The sequence below is a fragment of the Nocardiopsis nanhaiensis genome, from assembly GCF_054778635.1.
In genome coordinates, this window is sequence record NZ_BAAGZJ010000001.1 from 52,728 (window position 1) to 68,616 (window position 15,889).

Here is a 15,889-nt window from a genome sequence, read left to right on the forward strand (position 1 = left end):
GGGCGACCCACCACGAAGGGAAACTGCCGTGCGCACAGTCTGTGCCGTCGTCCTCGCGTTCGAGGTCATCGTGATCGGCCTGGCGATCCCCATCGCCATCAACCTGGAAGGCGCCGACCCCGCCGTCGCCGGAGGACTCTGGGGCGGGATGGCCGTGGCCGCGCTGGTGCTCGCCGGGCTCCAGAAGCACACCTGGGCGCACTATGCAGCCTGGGCCCTGCAGGCCGGGCTCCTGTTCAGCTCCTTCACGGTCACCGGTATGCCGCTGGTCGCCATCGTGTTCGTCTCACTGTGGGTCACCGGTGTGATCATGGGGCGCAAGGTCGACGAGGCCCAGGCGGCGCACGTCGCGCACGCGGAGGCGGCTGAGCGGGCCGAGGGCTCCGAAGGCGCTGAGGGGCTCGAAGGTTCCCAGGAGTCCGAGGGGGCCGGGGAGGGCTCCACAGCCGATGACGAGGTGGCCACCGCGTCCCAGCGTCAAACGCGATAGTCTGACGCACATCCGGGCAGGCGGGCGGCCGGATCCGCGGATCGCGGACCAACCCCTCAGCTCGCCGTCGGACCCCGGACACACATCCGTACACCTCACGCGTGCGGTCGCCACCGCGGGCGCAGGCCCGTGCGCGCCACGAGTGGGGTCCCCAGTGAGGAGTTGAAACGCACGTGGAGCGCACTCTCGTTCTCATCAAGCCCGACGGTGTCCGCCGCAACATCGTCGGTGAGGTCATCTCGCGCATCGAGCGCAAGGGCCTGAGTCTGGTCGCGATGGAGCTGCGCACGCTCGACGCCGACACCGCCAAGACACACTACGAGGAGCACGCTTCGCGTCCGTTCTTCGACTCGCTGGTGGAGTTCATCACCGGCGGCCCGCTGGTCGCGATGGTGGTCGAGGGCGAGCGTGCCATCGAGGCCTTCCGTGCCCTGGCCGGTGCGACCGACCCGGTCACCGCCACCCCGGGCACGATCCGCGGCGACTTCGCTCTGGAGGTCCAGCAGAACATCGTGCACGGTTCGGACTCCACCTACTCCGCGGAGCGCGAGATCAAGCTCTTCTTCCCCGACCTGTAAGGGGATCCGGACTCAGAGTCCATCGTCGGTGTCCCGGGGCGACCGCCCCGGGACACTTCTCTTTTCTCGCCTTTCGTCCGGTGACGAGGCAACAATTCGGTGTGTTTGCGTAACCAGCTAAGTGCTGACCGTTACGATGCGGGGACTGGACACCTAACGTGCTGGAACGACTACCTATGGTCGTTCCGTGCTTCCACGCCCGACACGGCGCCTCTGAGGACGTTACATGCCGAACAACCTTGCATTTCTCGGCCGGGACATGGCCGTAGACCTTGGTACCGCCAACACACTCGTCTACGTACGTGGGCGCGGCATCGTCCTCAACGAGCCGTCGGTGGTCGCGCTCAACACCTCGAGCGGCAAGATCGTGGCCGTCGGTATCGAGGCCAAGCAGATGATCGGCCGCACGCCGAGCAACATCACCGCCATCCGCCCCCTCAAGGACGGCGTCATCGCCGACTTCGAAGTCACCGAGCGCATGCTGCGGTACTTCATCCAGAAGATCCACCGTCGGCGCCACTTCGCCAAACCCCGCATCATCGTCGCGGTCCCGAGCGGTATCACCTCGGTCGAACACCGCGCGGTCAAGGAAGCGGGTTACCAGGCCGGAGCGCGCCGCGTCTACATCATCGAGGAACCCATGGCCGCCGCCATCGGCGCCGGGCTCCCCGTCCACGAACCCACCGGCAACATGGTCGTCGACATCGGAGGCGGCACGACCGAGGTCGCCGTCATATCCATGGGCGGCATCGTCACATCCCAGTCGATCCGCGTGGGCGGTGACGAACTCGACCAGGCCATCATGACCTTCGTCAAGAAGGAGTACTCCCTGATGATCGGCGAGCGCACCGCCGAGGAACTCAAGGTGGCGGTCGGCTCCGCCTACCCCACCGGCTCCGAGGAACTGCACGCGGAGGTACGCGGCCGAGACCTCATCAGCGGGCTGCCCAAGACGATCGTCATGTCCGAGTCCGACGTGCGTCAGGCCATCGAGGAGCCGGTCACCGCCATCATCGACGCGGTCCGGACCAGCCTCGACAAGTGCCCGCCCGAACTGTCCGGCGACATCATGGACCGGGGAGTGGCCGTCACCGGCGGCGGCGCCATGTTGCGCGGCCTCGACGACCGGCTCCTCCACGAGACCGGGATGCCCATCCACCTCGCCGACAACGCTCTCGATTCGGTCGCCGTCGGCTCCGGTACCTGCGTCGAGAACTACGAGCGGCTCCACCAGGTCCTCGTCCCGGAACGGCGGCGCTGACATGTTCCGCGACTCCTCGCGGTCCCGGCTGTTCCTCGCGGTCCTCGTCGCGGCAGCCGTGGCCCTGCTCGTCCTGGACGCCCGTCCCGGCGACGACCCGGTGACCTCACTCGCCCGAGGCGGCGGCGAGCTGGTGTTCGCACCCGCAGCCGCGGGTGTCGGCTACGTCGGCGGGCCCGTGGCCGATGTCTACGCAGGGGTGAGCCAGGGACCCGAAGCCGCTGACCGCATCGCCGAGCTGGAGGCCGCCAACGCCGAGCTCGAGTCCGAGGTGCAGGCAGCCCAGATCGACGACGGCCGCGCCGACCAGCTCGACGAACTCCTGCACCTGTCCGGGATCGGCGGATACGAGGTCGTCACCGCCCAGGCCGTCACCCGCACCACGGCCCGCGGATACGCGCACACGGCCACCTTGGACGCGGGAACATCCTCCGGGATCCAGCCGGACATGACCGTGGTCAGCGGATCCGGTTTGGTCGGCAAGATCGTCGAGGCCGGTCCCCGCACCGCCACGGTCCAGCTCGCCACCGACGTCAACTCCTCGGTCGGCGCCCGCCTGGAGGAGACCCGCAAGATCGGCGCCGTCACCGGTGGCAGCGTCCCGAACGGCCCTGAGGCCGACCTGACCCTCGAGCTCTTCGACATGGAGGCACCCATCGAGGAAGGGGACCGGGTGGTGACGCTCGGCTCCCACGACGGGGCGCCCTTCGTGCCAGGCGTGCCCATCGGGACCGTCGACGAAGTACAGGTCGCGCCCGGTGCGCTGAGCCGGATCGCGCGCATCACACCGGCAGTGGACTTCGCGGCCCTGGACGTGGTGGGGGTGGTCGTCGACGGACCGTCCGAGGACCCGCGTGATTCCGTGCTTCCGCCCAAACCCGACCCTGAGGGGGACCAATGAGGGCCGTCGCGACCCTGATCATGGTGACCGTCGCGGTGCTCGCCCAAACCACGGTCATCCACCGGTTGCCCTTCGAGTGGGGGCCGGGGCCCGACCTGGTGATCGCGGCGGTCGTCGCGGTCGCCCTGACCACCAGCCCCGCGGCGGCAGCCGGATGCGGGTTCGCGGCGGGGATGGCCATGGACGTACTGCCGCCGGCCGAACACCCGATGGGCCGCTATGCCCTCGTGCTGTGCCTGGCTGCCTACGTTCTCGCGCTCTTGCGGGCCAACACCGGCTTCGGCGGGGCGACCGGGGCCGGCGTGTCGGGCTGGGCGGCCTGCGGCATCGTCCCGGTCGTGTCCGTTGCCGTGGGTTTGGGATACGCCTTCCTCGGCCTCGTGATGGGCGACGGGCACATCACCCTCGGCTCGGTCGCCGTCAACACCGGTATCGGCGCGCTGCTGACCATGGCGTTCGCACCCCTGGTCACCCTGCCGGTGCTCTGGGTGCGCGCCAAACTCACCGAAAGCGACTTCGCCACGATCCAAGGCCCGACCTACTCGGGCGGGTGGTGAACCGGTGCGCAAGCCTCCAGTAGACCCCACGCTTCCGGGGCGCAGATTCGGACGGTTCGGCCTCATCCTCGCCCAGTTCCTGGTCCTGGTCCTGTTCGCGGTCCTGGTCGGCCGCCTCTGGTACCTCCAGGTGCCGATGGCCGACCACTACCGTGAACTCGCGGTCTCCAACCACCACCAGGAGCTCGTCGTCCCCGCCACCCGAGGGCAGATCCTCGACTCGAGCGGGCGCTCGGTGGTGAGCAACAAGACCGAGCTGCTGGTGTCGGCTGACTACCATGAACTCCAGGGAATGCCGGACGGCGGCGAGGAGGTCCTCACCGGTCTCGCCGAGGTGCTGGACGTGCCCTTGGAGGAGCTTCAGCAGCGCATGCGCCTGTGCGGTCCTGAGGTCGAGCGGCCCTGCTGGCCGGGTTCGCCCTATCAGCCCGTCACCCTCGCCGAGGACGTCGACGGGCCCGTCGCGCTCCAGATCATGGAACGCGCTGACGACTTCCCGGGTATCACCGCCCAGGCCCAGGCCGTGCGCGAGTACCCCTATGGGGAGCACGCCGGACAGATGCTCGGCTACCTGCAGCCGGTCACCCAGGAGGAGCTGGAGGCGCGTGAGGAGCTGCGCACCCAGTTCACCGGGATCGACCAGGTGGGCCGGGACGGCCTCGAAGCCATCTACGACAAGGAGTTGCGCGGCACCGCCGGGCTGCGGACCCTCGGCGTGAACAACCACGGCGAGATCATGGACGTCGTCTCCGAGCGTGCCCCCGAGGCGGGCAGGCACTTGGTCACCCACATGGACATGAACGTCCAGAAGGTCGCTGAGGAAGCCCTCGCCAGGGGTATGGCCGGCGCCCGGCCCGAGTACCAGGCCGACTCCGGGGCGGCCGTCGTCCTGGATGTCACTAACGGCGGGGTCGTGGCCATGGCGAGTGTGCCCACCTACGACCCCACCATCTGGGACGGCGGGATCGACCAGGAGACCTTCGACGCCATGCTCAGCGAGGAAGCGGGGGAGCCCCTGCTCTCCCGCGCGGTCCAGGGCACGTATCCGCCCGGTTCCACGTTCAAGGTTTCGTCGATGTCCGCCGCAGTCGAGAACGGGTACGAGCTACGCAGCACCTACGCCTGCCCGGGTTCGGTCAGTCTGGCCGGGCAGAGCTACGACAACTACGCGGGCGCCGGGCAGGGCACTATCACCCTGCGCCAGGCCATCATCGCCTCGTGCAACACCGTCTTCTACAACTTCGGCTACCAGATGTGGCAGGAGGACGGAGGGCTCCATCCCGACGGCGAACCCGACGAGGCGATGGCCAACATGGCACGCGGCTACGGTTTCGGTTCGCCCACCGGTGTGGACCTGCCCTACGAGACCGGCGGCCGCATCCCGGACCGCGAGTGGAAGCAGACCTTCTGGGAGGAGACCCGGGAGGTCAACTGCGAGCGGGCCGAGAACGGTTACCCGGACGTCGCCGAGACCGACCCGTCCCGGGCCGCCTACCTCAAGCAGCTCGCGCACGAGCACTGCGTGGAGGGCTTCGAGTGGCGGGCCAGCGAGGCCATCAACTTCTCGATCGGTCAGGGCGACGTCCTGGTGAGCCCGCTGCAGTTGGCCAGCGCCTACTCGGCCATCGCCAACGGCGGCACGCTGTACGAGCCCCGAGTGGCCAAGGCGATGGTCGCGGCCGACGGTTCCGAGGCGGAGGAGATCGAACCGACGGTCAAGCAGGAGCTGCCCGTCAGCGACGAGACCATCTCCTACCTCCAGGACGCACTGGCCGAGGTGACCGAGTCCGGTACCGGTGGCGGCGCCTTCGCCGACTTCCCACAGGACCAGGTGTCCGTCGCCGGGAAGACGGGCAGCGCCGACGTGGAGGGGCGCGAGGTCTCGTCCTGGTTCGCCTCCTACGCCCCGGCCGAGGACCCGCAGTACGCCATCGCCGTCCTGGTCTCCCAGGGAGGCACCGGCGGGGAGACCGCCGCTCCCATCGCGAAGGAGATCTTCGAGGGCATCTACGGGTTCTCGTCCTCCGGCGACATCGAAGACGTCGCGGATGGCGATCCCCTGCTGCCCGGAGGCGAACCGCACGGCGAACTGCCGATCGTCCGCTCGGACGGTTCCATCGAGATGCTGGAGCCCTGATTGATCACGAACATGGGTGGGCCGCCCCAGCGGCAGCGCGACTTCCGGAAGTCCCTGGCCTCGGCCGCTGGGGGAGCTCGCGGCCTGGACTGGATCCTGGTCTGCTCCGTCCTGGCTCTGGGAATGATCGGTTCGGTGCTCGTCTGGTCGGCGACACTGCCGGGGGACGGCAGCGACCCCTTGAACACAGTCGACCAGTTGGTCCGCCACCTCGCGCACCTAGCCGTGGCCCTGGTCGCCTGCCTGATCGTGGCGGGCACGGACTACCGTACGGTCCGCGCCTACGCGCCCATCGTCTACGTGTTCACGGTGATCGCCCTGCTGCTGGTGCTCACTCCGCTCGGAGCGGTGATCAACGGATCGCGCGGGTGGATCGTGGTCGCGGGTTTCCAGTTCCAGCCCAGTGAGCTCGCCAAGGTCGGCCTGGTCCTGGTCCTGGCCACGCTGCTCGGTGAACCCCGGGACGGCGAGACCCGGCCGATGACCCGGGATGTGCTCTTCTGCCTGCTCGCCCTGGGTATCCCGCTCGCTCTGGTGGTGCTCCAACCCGACCTGGGTACCAGTCTCGTCCTCGTCGCCATCTTCCTCGGGATGCTCCCCCTGTCCGGGGCACCCATCGTCTGGGTGGGCAGCATGCTCGCCGCCGGGGCGGCCACGGTGTTCGCGGTGCTGTGGTTCGACCTGCTGGAGCCCTACCAGATGCAGCGGATCGCCACCCTGATGGACCCGGCCGCCGACCCCCAGGGCGCGGGTTACAACTCCGCCCAGGCACTGATCGCCGTGGGGTCCGGCGGTTTCGACGGCACCGGGCTCTTCCAGGGAGAACAGACCCATGGGCGGTTCGTGCCCGAGCAGCACACCGACTTCATCTTCACCGTCGCCGGGGAGGAACTCGGGTTCGTCGGGGCCGCGGCGATCATCGTCCTGTTCGCCGTGGTCCTCTGGCGGATCCTGCGCATTGCCAAGGGCTGCGACCTTCCGTACCCGCGGCTGCTGTGCGTGGGCGTGGCCGGCTGGTTCGGGTTCCAGGCCTTCGTCAACATCGGGATGGGCCTGGGCCTGCTGCCGGTGACCGGTATCCCTCTGCCGCTCGTGTCCTACGGAGGCACCGCGATCCTGGCGAACATGCTCGCCCTCGGCTTGGTCCTGGGCGTCAACTCCAGGGATCGGGGATTCGAGTACTGACCGGGCCTGTCGGGGCTGTGGACAACCGGTCCGGGAGGCACCTTCGCCGGTACTCTGGTACTTCACCGCGCGACCGCGTCTCCAGGTCCAGTGGCCCGGTCCCACCGTCCCCGCGCGGGGACGGACGGGAACCAGCCAGACACGATGTCCGCCGATCGAAGGCCAACACCATGTCCGTCGAAAGCCTCTTCCCGCGCCTCGAACCCCTCCTGCCCCAAGTGGGCAAGCCGATCCAGTACGTGGGCGGTGAGCTCAACTCCGTCGTCAAGGACTGGGACGCCGCGAGTGTGCGCTGGGCGCTCATGTACCCGGACGCCTACGAGGTGGGCGTGCCCAACCAGGGCGTGCAGATCCTGTACGAGGTCCTCAACGAGTGCGAGGGCGTCCTGGCCGAGCGCGCCTACGCGGTCTGGTCGGACATGGAGAAGCTGATGCGCGAGCACGGCGTCCCGCACTTCACGGTCGACGCCCACCGGCCGGTCCGCGCCTTCGACGTGCTCGGGCTGAGCTTCGCCAGCGAGATGGGCTACACCAACATGCTCACCGCCCTGGACCTGGCCGGGATCCCTCGCCGTTCCACTGACCGGACCGAGGAGGACCCGGTCGTCCTCGCGGGCGGGCACGCGGCCTTCAACCCCGAGCCCATCGCCGACTTCCTCGACGCCGTGGTCCTGGGTGACGGTGAGGAGATCACCCTCGCCATCACCGAGATCGTCCGCGAGTTCAAGGAGGAGGGCGAGCCAGGGGGCCGGGACGGCCTGCTGCTGCGCCTGGCTGCCACCGGCGGAGTGTACGTGCCGCGCTTCTACGACGTGAGCTACCACGAGGACGGCCGGATCGCGGCGTACACGCCCAACCGCACAGGGGTACCGAACACGGTGCAGAAGCACACCGTGATGGACCTGGACCAGTGGCCCTATCCGAAGCGGCCGATCGTGCCCACGGCCGAGTCCGTGCACGAGCGGTACAGCGTGGAGATCTTCCGCGGCTGCACCCGCGGCTGCCGGTTCTGCCAGGCCGGGATGATTACCAGGCCGGTCCGCGAGCGCAACCAGCAGACCGTCCAGAAGATGGTCGAGGACGGGGTGAAGTCCTCCGGCTTCCAGGAGGTGGGCCTGCTCTCGCTCTCCAGCGCCGACCACAGCGAGATCGGCGACATCGCCAAGAACCTCGCAGACCACTACGAGGGCACCAACACCGGGCTGTCGCTGCCCTCGACCAGGGTGGACGCCTTCAACATCGACCTCGCCAACGAGCTGACCCGCAACGGTCGCCGTTCCGGCCTGACCTTCGCCCCCGAGGGCGGCAGCGAGCGGATGCGCCGGGTGATCAACAAGATGGTCACCGAGGCCGACCTCATCCGTACCGTCACCGCCGCCTACGAAGCCGGGTGGCGGCAGGTGAAGCTCTACTTCATGTGCGGCCTGCCCACCGAGGAGGACGAGGACGTCCTGGCCATCGCCGACCTGGCCACCGAGGTGATCCGTATCGGCCGGGAGGTGACCGGACGCAAGGACATCCGCTGCACGGTCTCCATCGGCGGTTTCGTGCCCAAGCCCCAGACCCCGTTCCAGTGGGCCGCCCAGACCTCCCACGAGGACGTGGACGCCCGCCTGCGCAAGCTGAGGGACCGGCTCCGCGGGGACCGCAAGTTCGGCAAGTCCATCGGTCTGCGCTACCACGAGGGCCGCCCATCCATCGTGGAGGGCCTGCTGTCCCGGGGCGACCGCCGGGTAGGCCGGATCGTCGAGGCGGCGTGGAACGCGGGCGGCCGCTTCGACGGCTGGAGCGAACACTTCTCCTATGACCTCTGGATGAAGGCGGGCGAGACCGGACTGGCCGGAACCGGGGTGGACGTGGACTGGTTCACCACCCGTGAGCGCGACGAGGGCGAGGTCCTGCCCTGGGACCACCTGGACGCCGGGCTGGACCGCTCCTGGCTCTGGCAGGACTGGCAGGACTCCTTGCACGGGAACGAGTCGGTGGAGATCGACGACTGCCGCTGGAACCCCTGCTACGACTGCGGTGTGTGCCCCACCATGGGCACCGAGATCCAGATCAACGACGAGGCCGGTGGCCGTCCGATGCTGCCGTTGACGGTGGTCCGGTAACCGGACCCCGACGGGCGCGCGGGGTGGTGCCTCGCGCGCCCGCGGCGTGTTCCGCTGAGCCCGATCCGGTCAGAAGGCATCCTCGCCGTGGTCGTCGGGCATCAGCGACCGCAGTTCGGGCGGCAGATCCGGGCGGCGCGACCCGGCCACGCGCGCGGCCAGGGGGTCGAGGTCGGCGATTTCGGCGTCGGTGAGCCGGAGGTCCAGGGAGCCGGCGTTCTCGTCCAGGCGGCCGGCCCGCTTGGTGCCGGGGATGGGCGCGGCGGCGACACCGGTGTCCTCGGCGCGGTGTGCCAGCCAGGCCAGCGCTACCTGGGCCGGGGTGGCGTCCCGCTTCTCGGCCACGCGCCGAACCGGGGCCAGCAGTGCCGCGTTGCCGCGGACGTTGCCCTCGGCGAACCACGGGTAGGCACGGCGCACATCGTCCTCAGTGAGGTCGTTGGGGTCGGTGAAGGCCCCGGTGAGGAAGCCGCGTCCCAACGGCGAGTAGGGGACGAAGCCGATCCCGAGCTCGACGCACGCGGGTACGAGCTCGCGTTCGGCGCCCCGGGCGAACAGGGACCACTCGCTCTGTACGGCCGCGATCGGGTGCACCCGGTGGGCGGCACGGACCTGCGCGGCGGTGACGTTGGAGAGCCCGATGTGGCCGACCTTGCCAGCTTCGACCAGCTCGGCCATGGCCGCGACGGTCTCCTCCACGGGGACGGCCGGGTCGGGGAGGTGCTGGTAGTAGAGGTCGATGTGATCGGTACCGAGGCGTGCCAGGCTCGCGTCGCAGGCCTGGTGGACGTAGTCGGCGTCACCGCGGATGCCGGTCGGCTCCTTGGTGCCGGGGTCGAAGACCCCGCCGAACTTGCTGGCCAGGACGACGTTGTCACGGCCGAAACGGGCCACTGCCGCGCCGAGCAGCTCCTCGTTCTCGCCGAAGGCGTAGGCGTCGGAGGTGTCCCAGAAGCGGATGCCGAGGTCGAGGGCGTGTTCGAGGGTGGCGAGGGCGTCGTCGCGATGGGCTGGTGCGCCGTAGGACTGGTTCAGGACCATGCAACCGAGCCCGAGGGCGGAGACAACGGGACCGTTGCTGCCTAAGGTGACGTCACGCATGACGGTGTCCTTCCGAGTAGAATCGGGATGTCCATCCCGGTTGTTCGGAATATACGGGATGGACGTCCCGCTTGTCTATTGCTCGGTGAAGGGAAGGTGGCGCGTGCGCGCCGATGCCAGACGCAACAGGGAGAAGGTTCTTCAAGCGGCGGTGGAGGCTTTCGCGACTGAAGGGCTCTCCGTGCCGGTCCAAGAGATCGCCCGGCGTGCGGGGGTCGGGACAGGGACCGTCAGCAGGCACTTCCCCGCGAAGGAGGACCTCTACCGGGCGATCGTGCTCAGCCGTATGGAGCGCTTGGTCGGAGCCGCGCGCCGGTTCGGTGCGGACATGGAGCCCTGGGAGGCCTTCGCGGCCTTCTTCTCCTTCATGGTCGAAGAAGGCGCACTCGACCACGGGCTTGGCGAGGCCCTGCGGGGAGGCGGGTTCGACGTCGCGGCCGCGGTGAGCGACACCGGTTGCGACGTGGGCGCCGCGCTCGGCGGTCTCCTGGCTGAAGCGCAGCGGGCCGGAGCCGTCCGCGAGGACGTGGACGCGACCGACGTCAAGGCGTTGATGGAGGGGTGCATGGCCCGCGAGCGCGGGGGTGCGAACGAGGCGGCGCGCCAGCGGACCGTGGAAGTGGTGCTCGCCGGGCTCCGGGCCTGAGGCGTGTGTCTGAGGAGACGGGGGAGGAGCTTGAGGGGGAGGGGCACTGGGTGCGTAACGCGGCCCAGAGCAACACGAATGCAGACAGAAACTGGCGAAACCAGTGTGCCCTGGGAAGAAAAAGAGTAGGATGCGCGCTTCGGGCGCTCTCTGCCGTGTACCCAGCCCCGCACCTCGACCCTGTGTGGAGGGGAGTCGCATCGGCTGTGTCCGGAAGGTGTACGGCCCGGCGCCCCGCTCGCGCCGGGCCGTACGTGAAGTAAGACTCGCGGGTCGCGCGATGGGTTGCCATCGATTGCGGATTTTCTTTGGATTTTTTTCTGAGCCCCCCGTGTTCTGGTGGTGAACACCGGTTCAGCACCCGCTCAGGCCCGGTCGGTACTTTTCGACCGCAGGTCAGTGGGGGAGGTACCGGTATGCGTAGTCCTGTTGGCGCATGTGCACCGCGGCGCACCGTACGCTGAACAGGACGAGGAACAGCCCCTGCGGGCCGCCACAGCCGGTCCGGACTCAGGGGGCACTGAGGAAAGGAGTTGAGCTGCCCCCCGCACACGAGGGCACCACCTCACCCTCCACCGCCAAACCCGGCCAACGGCTTCGCGTCCGCTACGCCAAGCGCGGACGCATGCGATTCGCAAGCCACCGTGATCTCGCCCGGGCACTGGAGAGGGCCTTGCGTAGGGCCTCTGTGCCGGTGGCGTTCTCCGCTGGCTTCTCACCACACCCCAAGATCTCCTATACCGGCGCGGCCCCGACCGGGGTCGCCAGTGAGGCGGAGTATCTAGAGCTCACTCTGGCCGAGGCATGCCGACCCGAACAGGTCAGGGACGCTATCGACGCGGCCATGCCCGACGGTGTCGATGTGCTCGAGGTCGTCGAGGCCCGGACACCGGGTCTGGCCGACCGGCTTCAAGCCTCCGAATGGCGAGTGGAGATGGCGGACGTCGACCCCGACGACGCCGCCAAGTCGGTGGCTGCCTATCTGGCCGCCGACAGTGTCGAGGTGGAACGGATGACGAAGAAGGGCCGACGCCGCTTCGACACCCGCCCGGCTGTTCTCGGCATCGACGTGTGTAGCGGATCCCACGGGCGCGCCCCAGGGGACCGACACGCGACATATGCCATACTTCGAATGGCCGTACGGCACACGCAACCTGCTGTACGACCAGACGACGTGCTGACCGGCCTACGCCAACTGGCCGACCTCGCGCCGCCGTCATCACCGAAGATGACCAGGCTGGCGCAGGGGCCACTGGACGAGGCGACAGGTGTGATCGCCGACCCGTTCGACGCGGACCGACCCGAAGCTCCCACCACCGAGAGCACCGGGCCCGCGCACGACAAGACGAACGATCGACGCACCCGCGCACCACGGCCGTCATCGTCCATGACGGGACCGCGAGGATGAGCGGTCCCAAAGCGGGGAACATGGGCGAAACCACAGGACTTTGCCCCGGAGGCACTCTGGTGCCGCCGGCGCTGACACAGCGACGACAGCTTTCGTGAGCCGCGACGCCGACCGCGAGGTCGCGGCGCGCCCGGAGGCTTTGACGGGAGACCGCCCGGATGCTCGACAACGAGCCCAAGAACGGTGCCGAAGGCACCGCGGGTACAACTGAAACAACCGAGAACAGGGCGGCGACGCCCCCCTCGGGGGACGGCGCGGTGCGGGTGACCACACCCGCGTCCGCCAAGGGCGCTCGCCGCGCGGCAGGTCCACCCCCCGAGCCAGACGACGTGTTCTCCGCGCCGACCAAACCGACCACCACCCTGGCCGGTTCCGGCGAGGGCGGCACGGTCAAGACCGAGGTGACCACCCCTAGCTCTCGTGGGCGGACCGTGCGTGCCGCCGGTCGCCCCGAGGACGCTCCGGCCGCAGCCACGCGCCGCGGCCGTACCCGATCCACGGGCGAGCAGGCCTCGGCGAACAAGGCCCAGGAGAGCAAAGGCGAGGGGAACAAGGCCTCGGACGACGCTGACGAGTCCGAGGGCACCGGTCCCAAGGGCCGATCCCGCACCAGGACCCGCGGCCGTGCCGCGAAGACGGTCGAGGCGCCCGCCGCTGAGGCTCCCGAGGAAGAGGTCCGGGAGGAGGCCCCCGAAGAATCCGGCGGCTCCGCCTTCCAGCCGCCCGGCGGCATGCTCTTCCAGCCTCCGGTCGTCCATCAGAGCGCTCCGGTCAAGGCCAAGGAGAAGGCCAGGAAGGCCCAGCAGAAGCCCCAGGAGGTCGCTGAGCCGGAGGCTGAGGAAGAGACCGACGAGCAGGACGACCCGGCCGAGGAGACCGGTTCGGACGAGCGCCCGAGTCGCCGCCGCCGTCGCCGAGGCGGCCGCGGCCGCGGCCGGTCGCGTGGTGCCGATGACGGCGACAACGAGGACGACCAGGACGACACCGCGCCCGCGGAGGGCTCCACCAAGGACCGACGGAAGACGGAGAAGACGGAATCGTCCGCCACCGAGGAGGACGACGGCTCCGAGGGCGGCTCCGGTGGCGACTCCGATGACGGTGATGAGCGGGGCAGCAGCCGTCGCCGCCGCCGTAGGCGGCGCCGGACGGGCTCGGGTGGTGAGAACACCAACGACGACCCGCCGAACACCGTGGTCAAGGTGCGCGAGCCGCGTCCGGAACGGCCCATCGAGAACGAGGTCCAGGCGGTCCGCGGTTCCACCCGCCTGGAGGCCAAGAAGCAGCGCCGCCGCGAGGGGCGCGAACAGGGTCGGCGCCGCGCGCCGATCGTCACCGAATCGGAGTTCCTGGCCCGCCGGGAAGCGGTCAAGCGCGACCTGGTGGTCCGCAGGACCGGTGACCGCACCCAGATCGCCGTACTCGAGGACGACGTCCTGGTCGAGCACTACGTCGACCGGGCCGCGCACCGTTCGTACGTGGGCAACGTGTACCTGGGCCGGGTGCAGAACGTGCTGCCGTCGATGGAGGCCGCCTTCGTCGACATCGGCAAGGGCCGTAACGCCGTGCTGTACGCGGGCGAGGTCAACTGGGACTCCTTCGGCCTGGAGGGTCAGCCCAAGCGCATCGAGTCCGTGCTCAAGTCCGGCCAGTCGGTGCTGGTGCAGGTCACCAAGGACCCGGTCGGACACAAGGGCGCTCGCCTGACCAGCCAGATCAGCCTGCCCGGCCGCTACCTGGTGTACGTGCCCGGCGGTTCGATGACCGGTATCAGCCGCAAGCTCCCTGACAAGGAGCGCGCCCGCCTCAAGGCCATCCTCAAGAAGGTGATGCCCTCCGGCGCCGGGGTGATCGTGCGCACGGCGGCCGAAGGCGCCAGCGAGGAGGAGCTCGAGCGCGACATCAACCGGCTGGCCAAGCAGTGGGACTCGATCAAGCGCAAGTCCAAGTCTGCGAGCGCCCCGGCCCTGCTCAACAGCGAGCCGGACCTCACCGTCCGAGTCGTGCGCGACGTGTTCAACGAGGACTTCTCCAGCCTCGTCGTCTCCGGTGACGAGGCGTGGACCACCGTCCACGAGTACGTGGACTACGTGGCGCCCAACCTCGCCGAGCGCCTGTCGCACTGGTCCGAGGACCAGGACGTCTTCTCCGCCTACCGGATCGATGAGCAGATCAACAAGGCTCTCGACCGCAAGGTCTACCTGCCCAGCGGCGGTTCGCTGATCATCGACCGGACCGAGGCCATGACCGTGGTCGACGTCAACACCGGCAAGTTCACCGGGCAGGGCGGCAACCTCGAGGAGACGGTCACCAAGAACAACCTCGAGGCGGCCGAAGAGATCGTGCGCCAGCTCCGGCTGCGCGACATCGGTGGCATCATCGTGGTCGACTTCATCGACATGGTGCTGGAGTCCAACCGCGACCTGGTGCTCCGCCGGATGCTCGAGTGCCTCTCGCGCGACCGCACCAAGCACCAGGTGGCCGAAGTCACCTCTCTGGGCCTGGTACAGATGACCCGTAAGCGAGTCGGGCAGGGTCTGCTCGAAGCTTTCTCCCACAACTGTGACCACTGCAACGGTCGCGGCCTGGTGGTCTCCAGCGAACCGGTGGAGAACAAGGGCGGCGGCAGCACCGGTGGCCGCAAGAAGAAGAAGGGCAAGGCCGAGGCCGAGCCCTCGGGTGAGAAGGCCGACAAGGACAAGCAGGACAAGGCCGACAAGTCCGCGGGCGGCGACGAGAACGCCGATGGCGGAGACCACCCCGGGGACAAGACCGAGACGTCGGGCAAGCCGGCCAAGGCCGCGGCCAAGGGCCGAAGCCGCCGGGGCGCAGGGCCGCCGGAGACCGAGCCCGAGCCCGTCGAAGCACAGGCACCTGAGCCCGAGCAGGCAGCTTCAGAGCCGGTCGCAGCTGAGCAGGACGCGTCCGAGCAGCCCGCACCCGTGAAGAAGACCCGTAAGCGCACGTCCCGGGCCAAGAAGGCAGCGGACCCCGCGGAGGCCGGGGACGAGGCGCAGCAGGACGGACAGAGCACGGAGCAGACCGAGGCCCCCGCGGCCGAGGAGGCCCCGGCGAAGAAGACCCGCAGGCGCACCAGCACCCGCAAGGCCGCGAAGGCCGACAGCGGTGAGGGTGGGCAGGCGCAGGCGAGCGGTGACGAGCAGGACTCGGACACCGACGCCGCCGAGGCACCCGCCTCCGCCGACGGCGAGTCCGACGGCACCGCTGAGCGGCCCAAGCGTCGCCGTACGCGGCGGACCAAGACGGCGGTGACCTCACCGACCAGTGGGTCCACCGCGGTCGACGCCGGCTGACCAACCGGCGGTAAAGGCGGGACAGCAACCTGGTCCGGACCCGGTAACGAACGGGTCCGGACCAGGGTACGTGTGCGGTCCTGTGCCGGGGCGATGGTAATCTGGTGGACGGTGCGTCGGCGCGCCCCAAATGTTCGCGCGCCCCGAGACCGAAGTGCTCTCCACCAAGGTGGGTTTGTTTCCCTCAGATCCCCACGCCCCGC

12 protein-coding genes are annotated in these 15,889 nt (G+C 69.2%); 11 read left to right on the forward strand and 1 reads right to left on the reverse strand.

What is annotated here, in order from left to right; genetic code table 11:
- Positions 1-28: 28 nt before the first annotated feature.
- The 8 genes from ACYVD1_RS00225 (at position 29) to ACYVD1_RS00260 (ending at position 9,220) form a co-directional block, all read left to right on the forward strand.
- Positions 29-490, forward strand: a complete 462-nt coding sequence (locus tag ACYVD1_RS00225) for a DUF4233 domain-containing protein (protein ID WP_460765698.1) — start codon at positions 29-31, stop codon at positions 488-490.
- A gap of 173 nt (positions 491-663) precedes the next feature.
- The gene (gene ndk / locus ACYVD1_RS00230; protein ID WP_460747368.1) at positions 664-1,068 is read left to right on the forward strand and encodes a nucleoside-diphosphate kinase; all 405 of its coding nucleotides are present in this window, start codon (positions 664-666) and stop codon (positions 1,066-1,068) included.
- A 226-nt stretch (positions 1,069-1,294) separates the two neighbouring features.
- On the forward strand, positions 1,295-2,329 hold the full coding sequence (locus tag ACYVD1_RS00235; protein WP_460747369.1) for a rod shape-determining protein: 1,035 nt from the start codon (positions 1,295-1,297) through the stop codon (positions 2,327-2,329).
- A 1-nt stretch (position 2,330) separates the two neighbouring features.
- Positions 2,331-3,230 (forward strand): rod shape-determining protein MreC, encoded by a 900-nt coding sequence (gene mreC, locus ACYVD1_RS00240; RefSeq protein ID WP_460765701.1) that lies wholly within the window; start codon positions 2,331-2,333, stop codon positions 3,228-3,230.
- Entirely contained in the window at positions 3,227-3,787 is a 561-nt protein-coding gene (gene mreD / locus ACYVD1_RS00245) for a rod shape-determining protein MreD (protein WP_460765705.1), read from the forward strand. Before mreC ends, mreD begins: the two co-directional genes overlap by 4 nt.
- Before the next feature lie 4 nt (positions 3,788-3,791).
- The gene (gene mrdA, locus ACYVD1_RS00250; RefSeq protein WP_460765707.1) at positions 3,792-5,924 is read left to right on the forward strand and encodes a penicillin-binding protein 2; all 2,133 of its coding nucleotides are present in this window, start codon (positions 3,792-3,794) and stop codon (positions 5,922-5,924) included.
- The gene (rodA, locus tag ACYVD1_RS00255) at positions 5,925-7,109 is read left to right on the forward strand and encodes a rod shape-determining protein RodA (protein WP_460765710.1); all 1,185 of its coding nucleotides are present in this window, start codon (positions 5,925-5,927) and stop codon (positions 7,107-7,109) included.
- A gap of 170 nt (positions 7,110-7,279) precedes the next feature.
- A complete protein-coding gene (locus ACYVD1_RS00260; protein ID WP_460765713.1) occupies positions 7,280-9,220 on the forward strand; it encodes a TIGR03960 family B12-binding radical SAM protein in 1,941 nt (646 codons plus the stop codon).
- A 69-nt stretch (positions 9,221-9,289) separates the two neighbouring features.
- Here ACYVD1_RS00260 and ACYVD1_RS00265 read toward each other — a convergent pair whose 3' ends face one another.
- On the reverse strand, positions 9,290-10,321 hold the full coding sequence (locus ACYVD1_RS00265; protein WP_460765717.1) for an aldo/keto reductase: 1,032 nt from the start codon (positions 10,319-10,321) through the stop codon (positions 9,290-9,292).
- Between the two features lie 103 nt (positions 10,322-10,424).
- Here ACYVD1_RS00265 and ACYVD1_RS00270 point away from each other — a divergent pair, with 103 nt between their 5' ends.
- From ACYVD1_RS00270 to ACYVD1_RS00280, 3 genes are all read left to right on the forward strand, one after another.
- Positions 10,425-10,967 carry a TetR/AcrR family transcriptional regulator gene (locus ACYVD1_RS00270; RefSeq protein WP_460747376.1) on the forward strand — a complete coding sequence of 181 codons (543 nt, stop codon included), beginning with the start codon at positions 10,425-10,427 and terminating at the stop codon, positions 10,965-10,967.
- A gap of 625 nt (positions 10,968-11,592) precedes the next feature.
- The gene (locus tag ACYVD1_RS00275) at positions 11,593-12,375 is read left to right on the forward strand and encodes a TIGR03936 family radical SAM-associated protein (protein ID WP_460765720.1); all 783 of its coding nucleotides are present in this window, start codon (positions 11,593-11,595) and stop codon (positions 12,373-12,375) included.
- 158 nt (positions 12,376-12,533) lie between these two features.
- A complete protein-coding gene (locus ACYVD1_RS00280) occupies positions 12,534-15,686 on the forward strand; it encodes an Rne/Rng family ribonuclease (protein ID WP_460765725.1) in 3,153 nt (1,050 codons plus the stop codon).
- Positions 15,687-15,889 lie beyond the last annotated feature (203 nt).

Excerpts from the sequence above, each read along its gene's own strand:
- ACYVD1_RS00235 (WP_460747369.1), top strand. The coding sequence starts at position 1,295 with ATGCCGAACAACCTTGCATTTCTCGGCCGGGACATGGCCGTAGACCTT.
- mreC (WP_460765701.1), top strand. The coding sequence starts at position 2,331 with ATGTTCCGCGACTCCTCGCGGTCCCGGCTGTTCCTCGCGGTCCTCGTC.
- mreD (WP_460765705.1), top strand. The coding sequence starts at position 3,227 with ATGAGGGCCGTCGCGACCCTGATCATGGTGACCGTCGCGGTGCTCGCC.
- ACYVD1_RS00260 (WP_460765713.1), top strand. The coding sequence starts at position 7,280 with ATGTCCGTCGAAAGCCTCTTCCCGCGCCTCGAACCCCTCCTGCCCCAA.
- ACYVD1_RS00265 (WP_460765717.1), bottom strand. The coding sequence starts at position 10,321 with ATGCGTGACGTCACCTTAGGCAGCAACGGTCCCGTTGTCTCCGCCCTC.
- ACYVD1_RS00275 (WP_460765720.1), top strand. The coding sequence starts at position 11,593 with ATGCGATTCGCAAGCCACCGTGATCTCGCCCGGGCACTGGAGAGGGCC.
- ACYVD1_RS00280 (WP_460765725.1), top strand. The coding sequence starts at position 12,534 with ATGCTCGACAACGAGCCCAAGAACGGTGCCGAAGGCACCGCGGGTACA.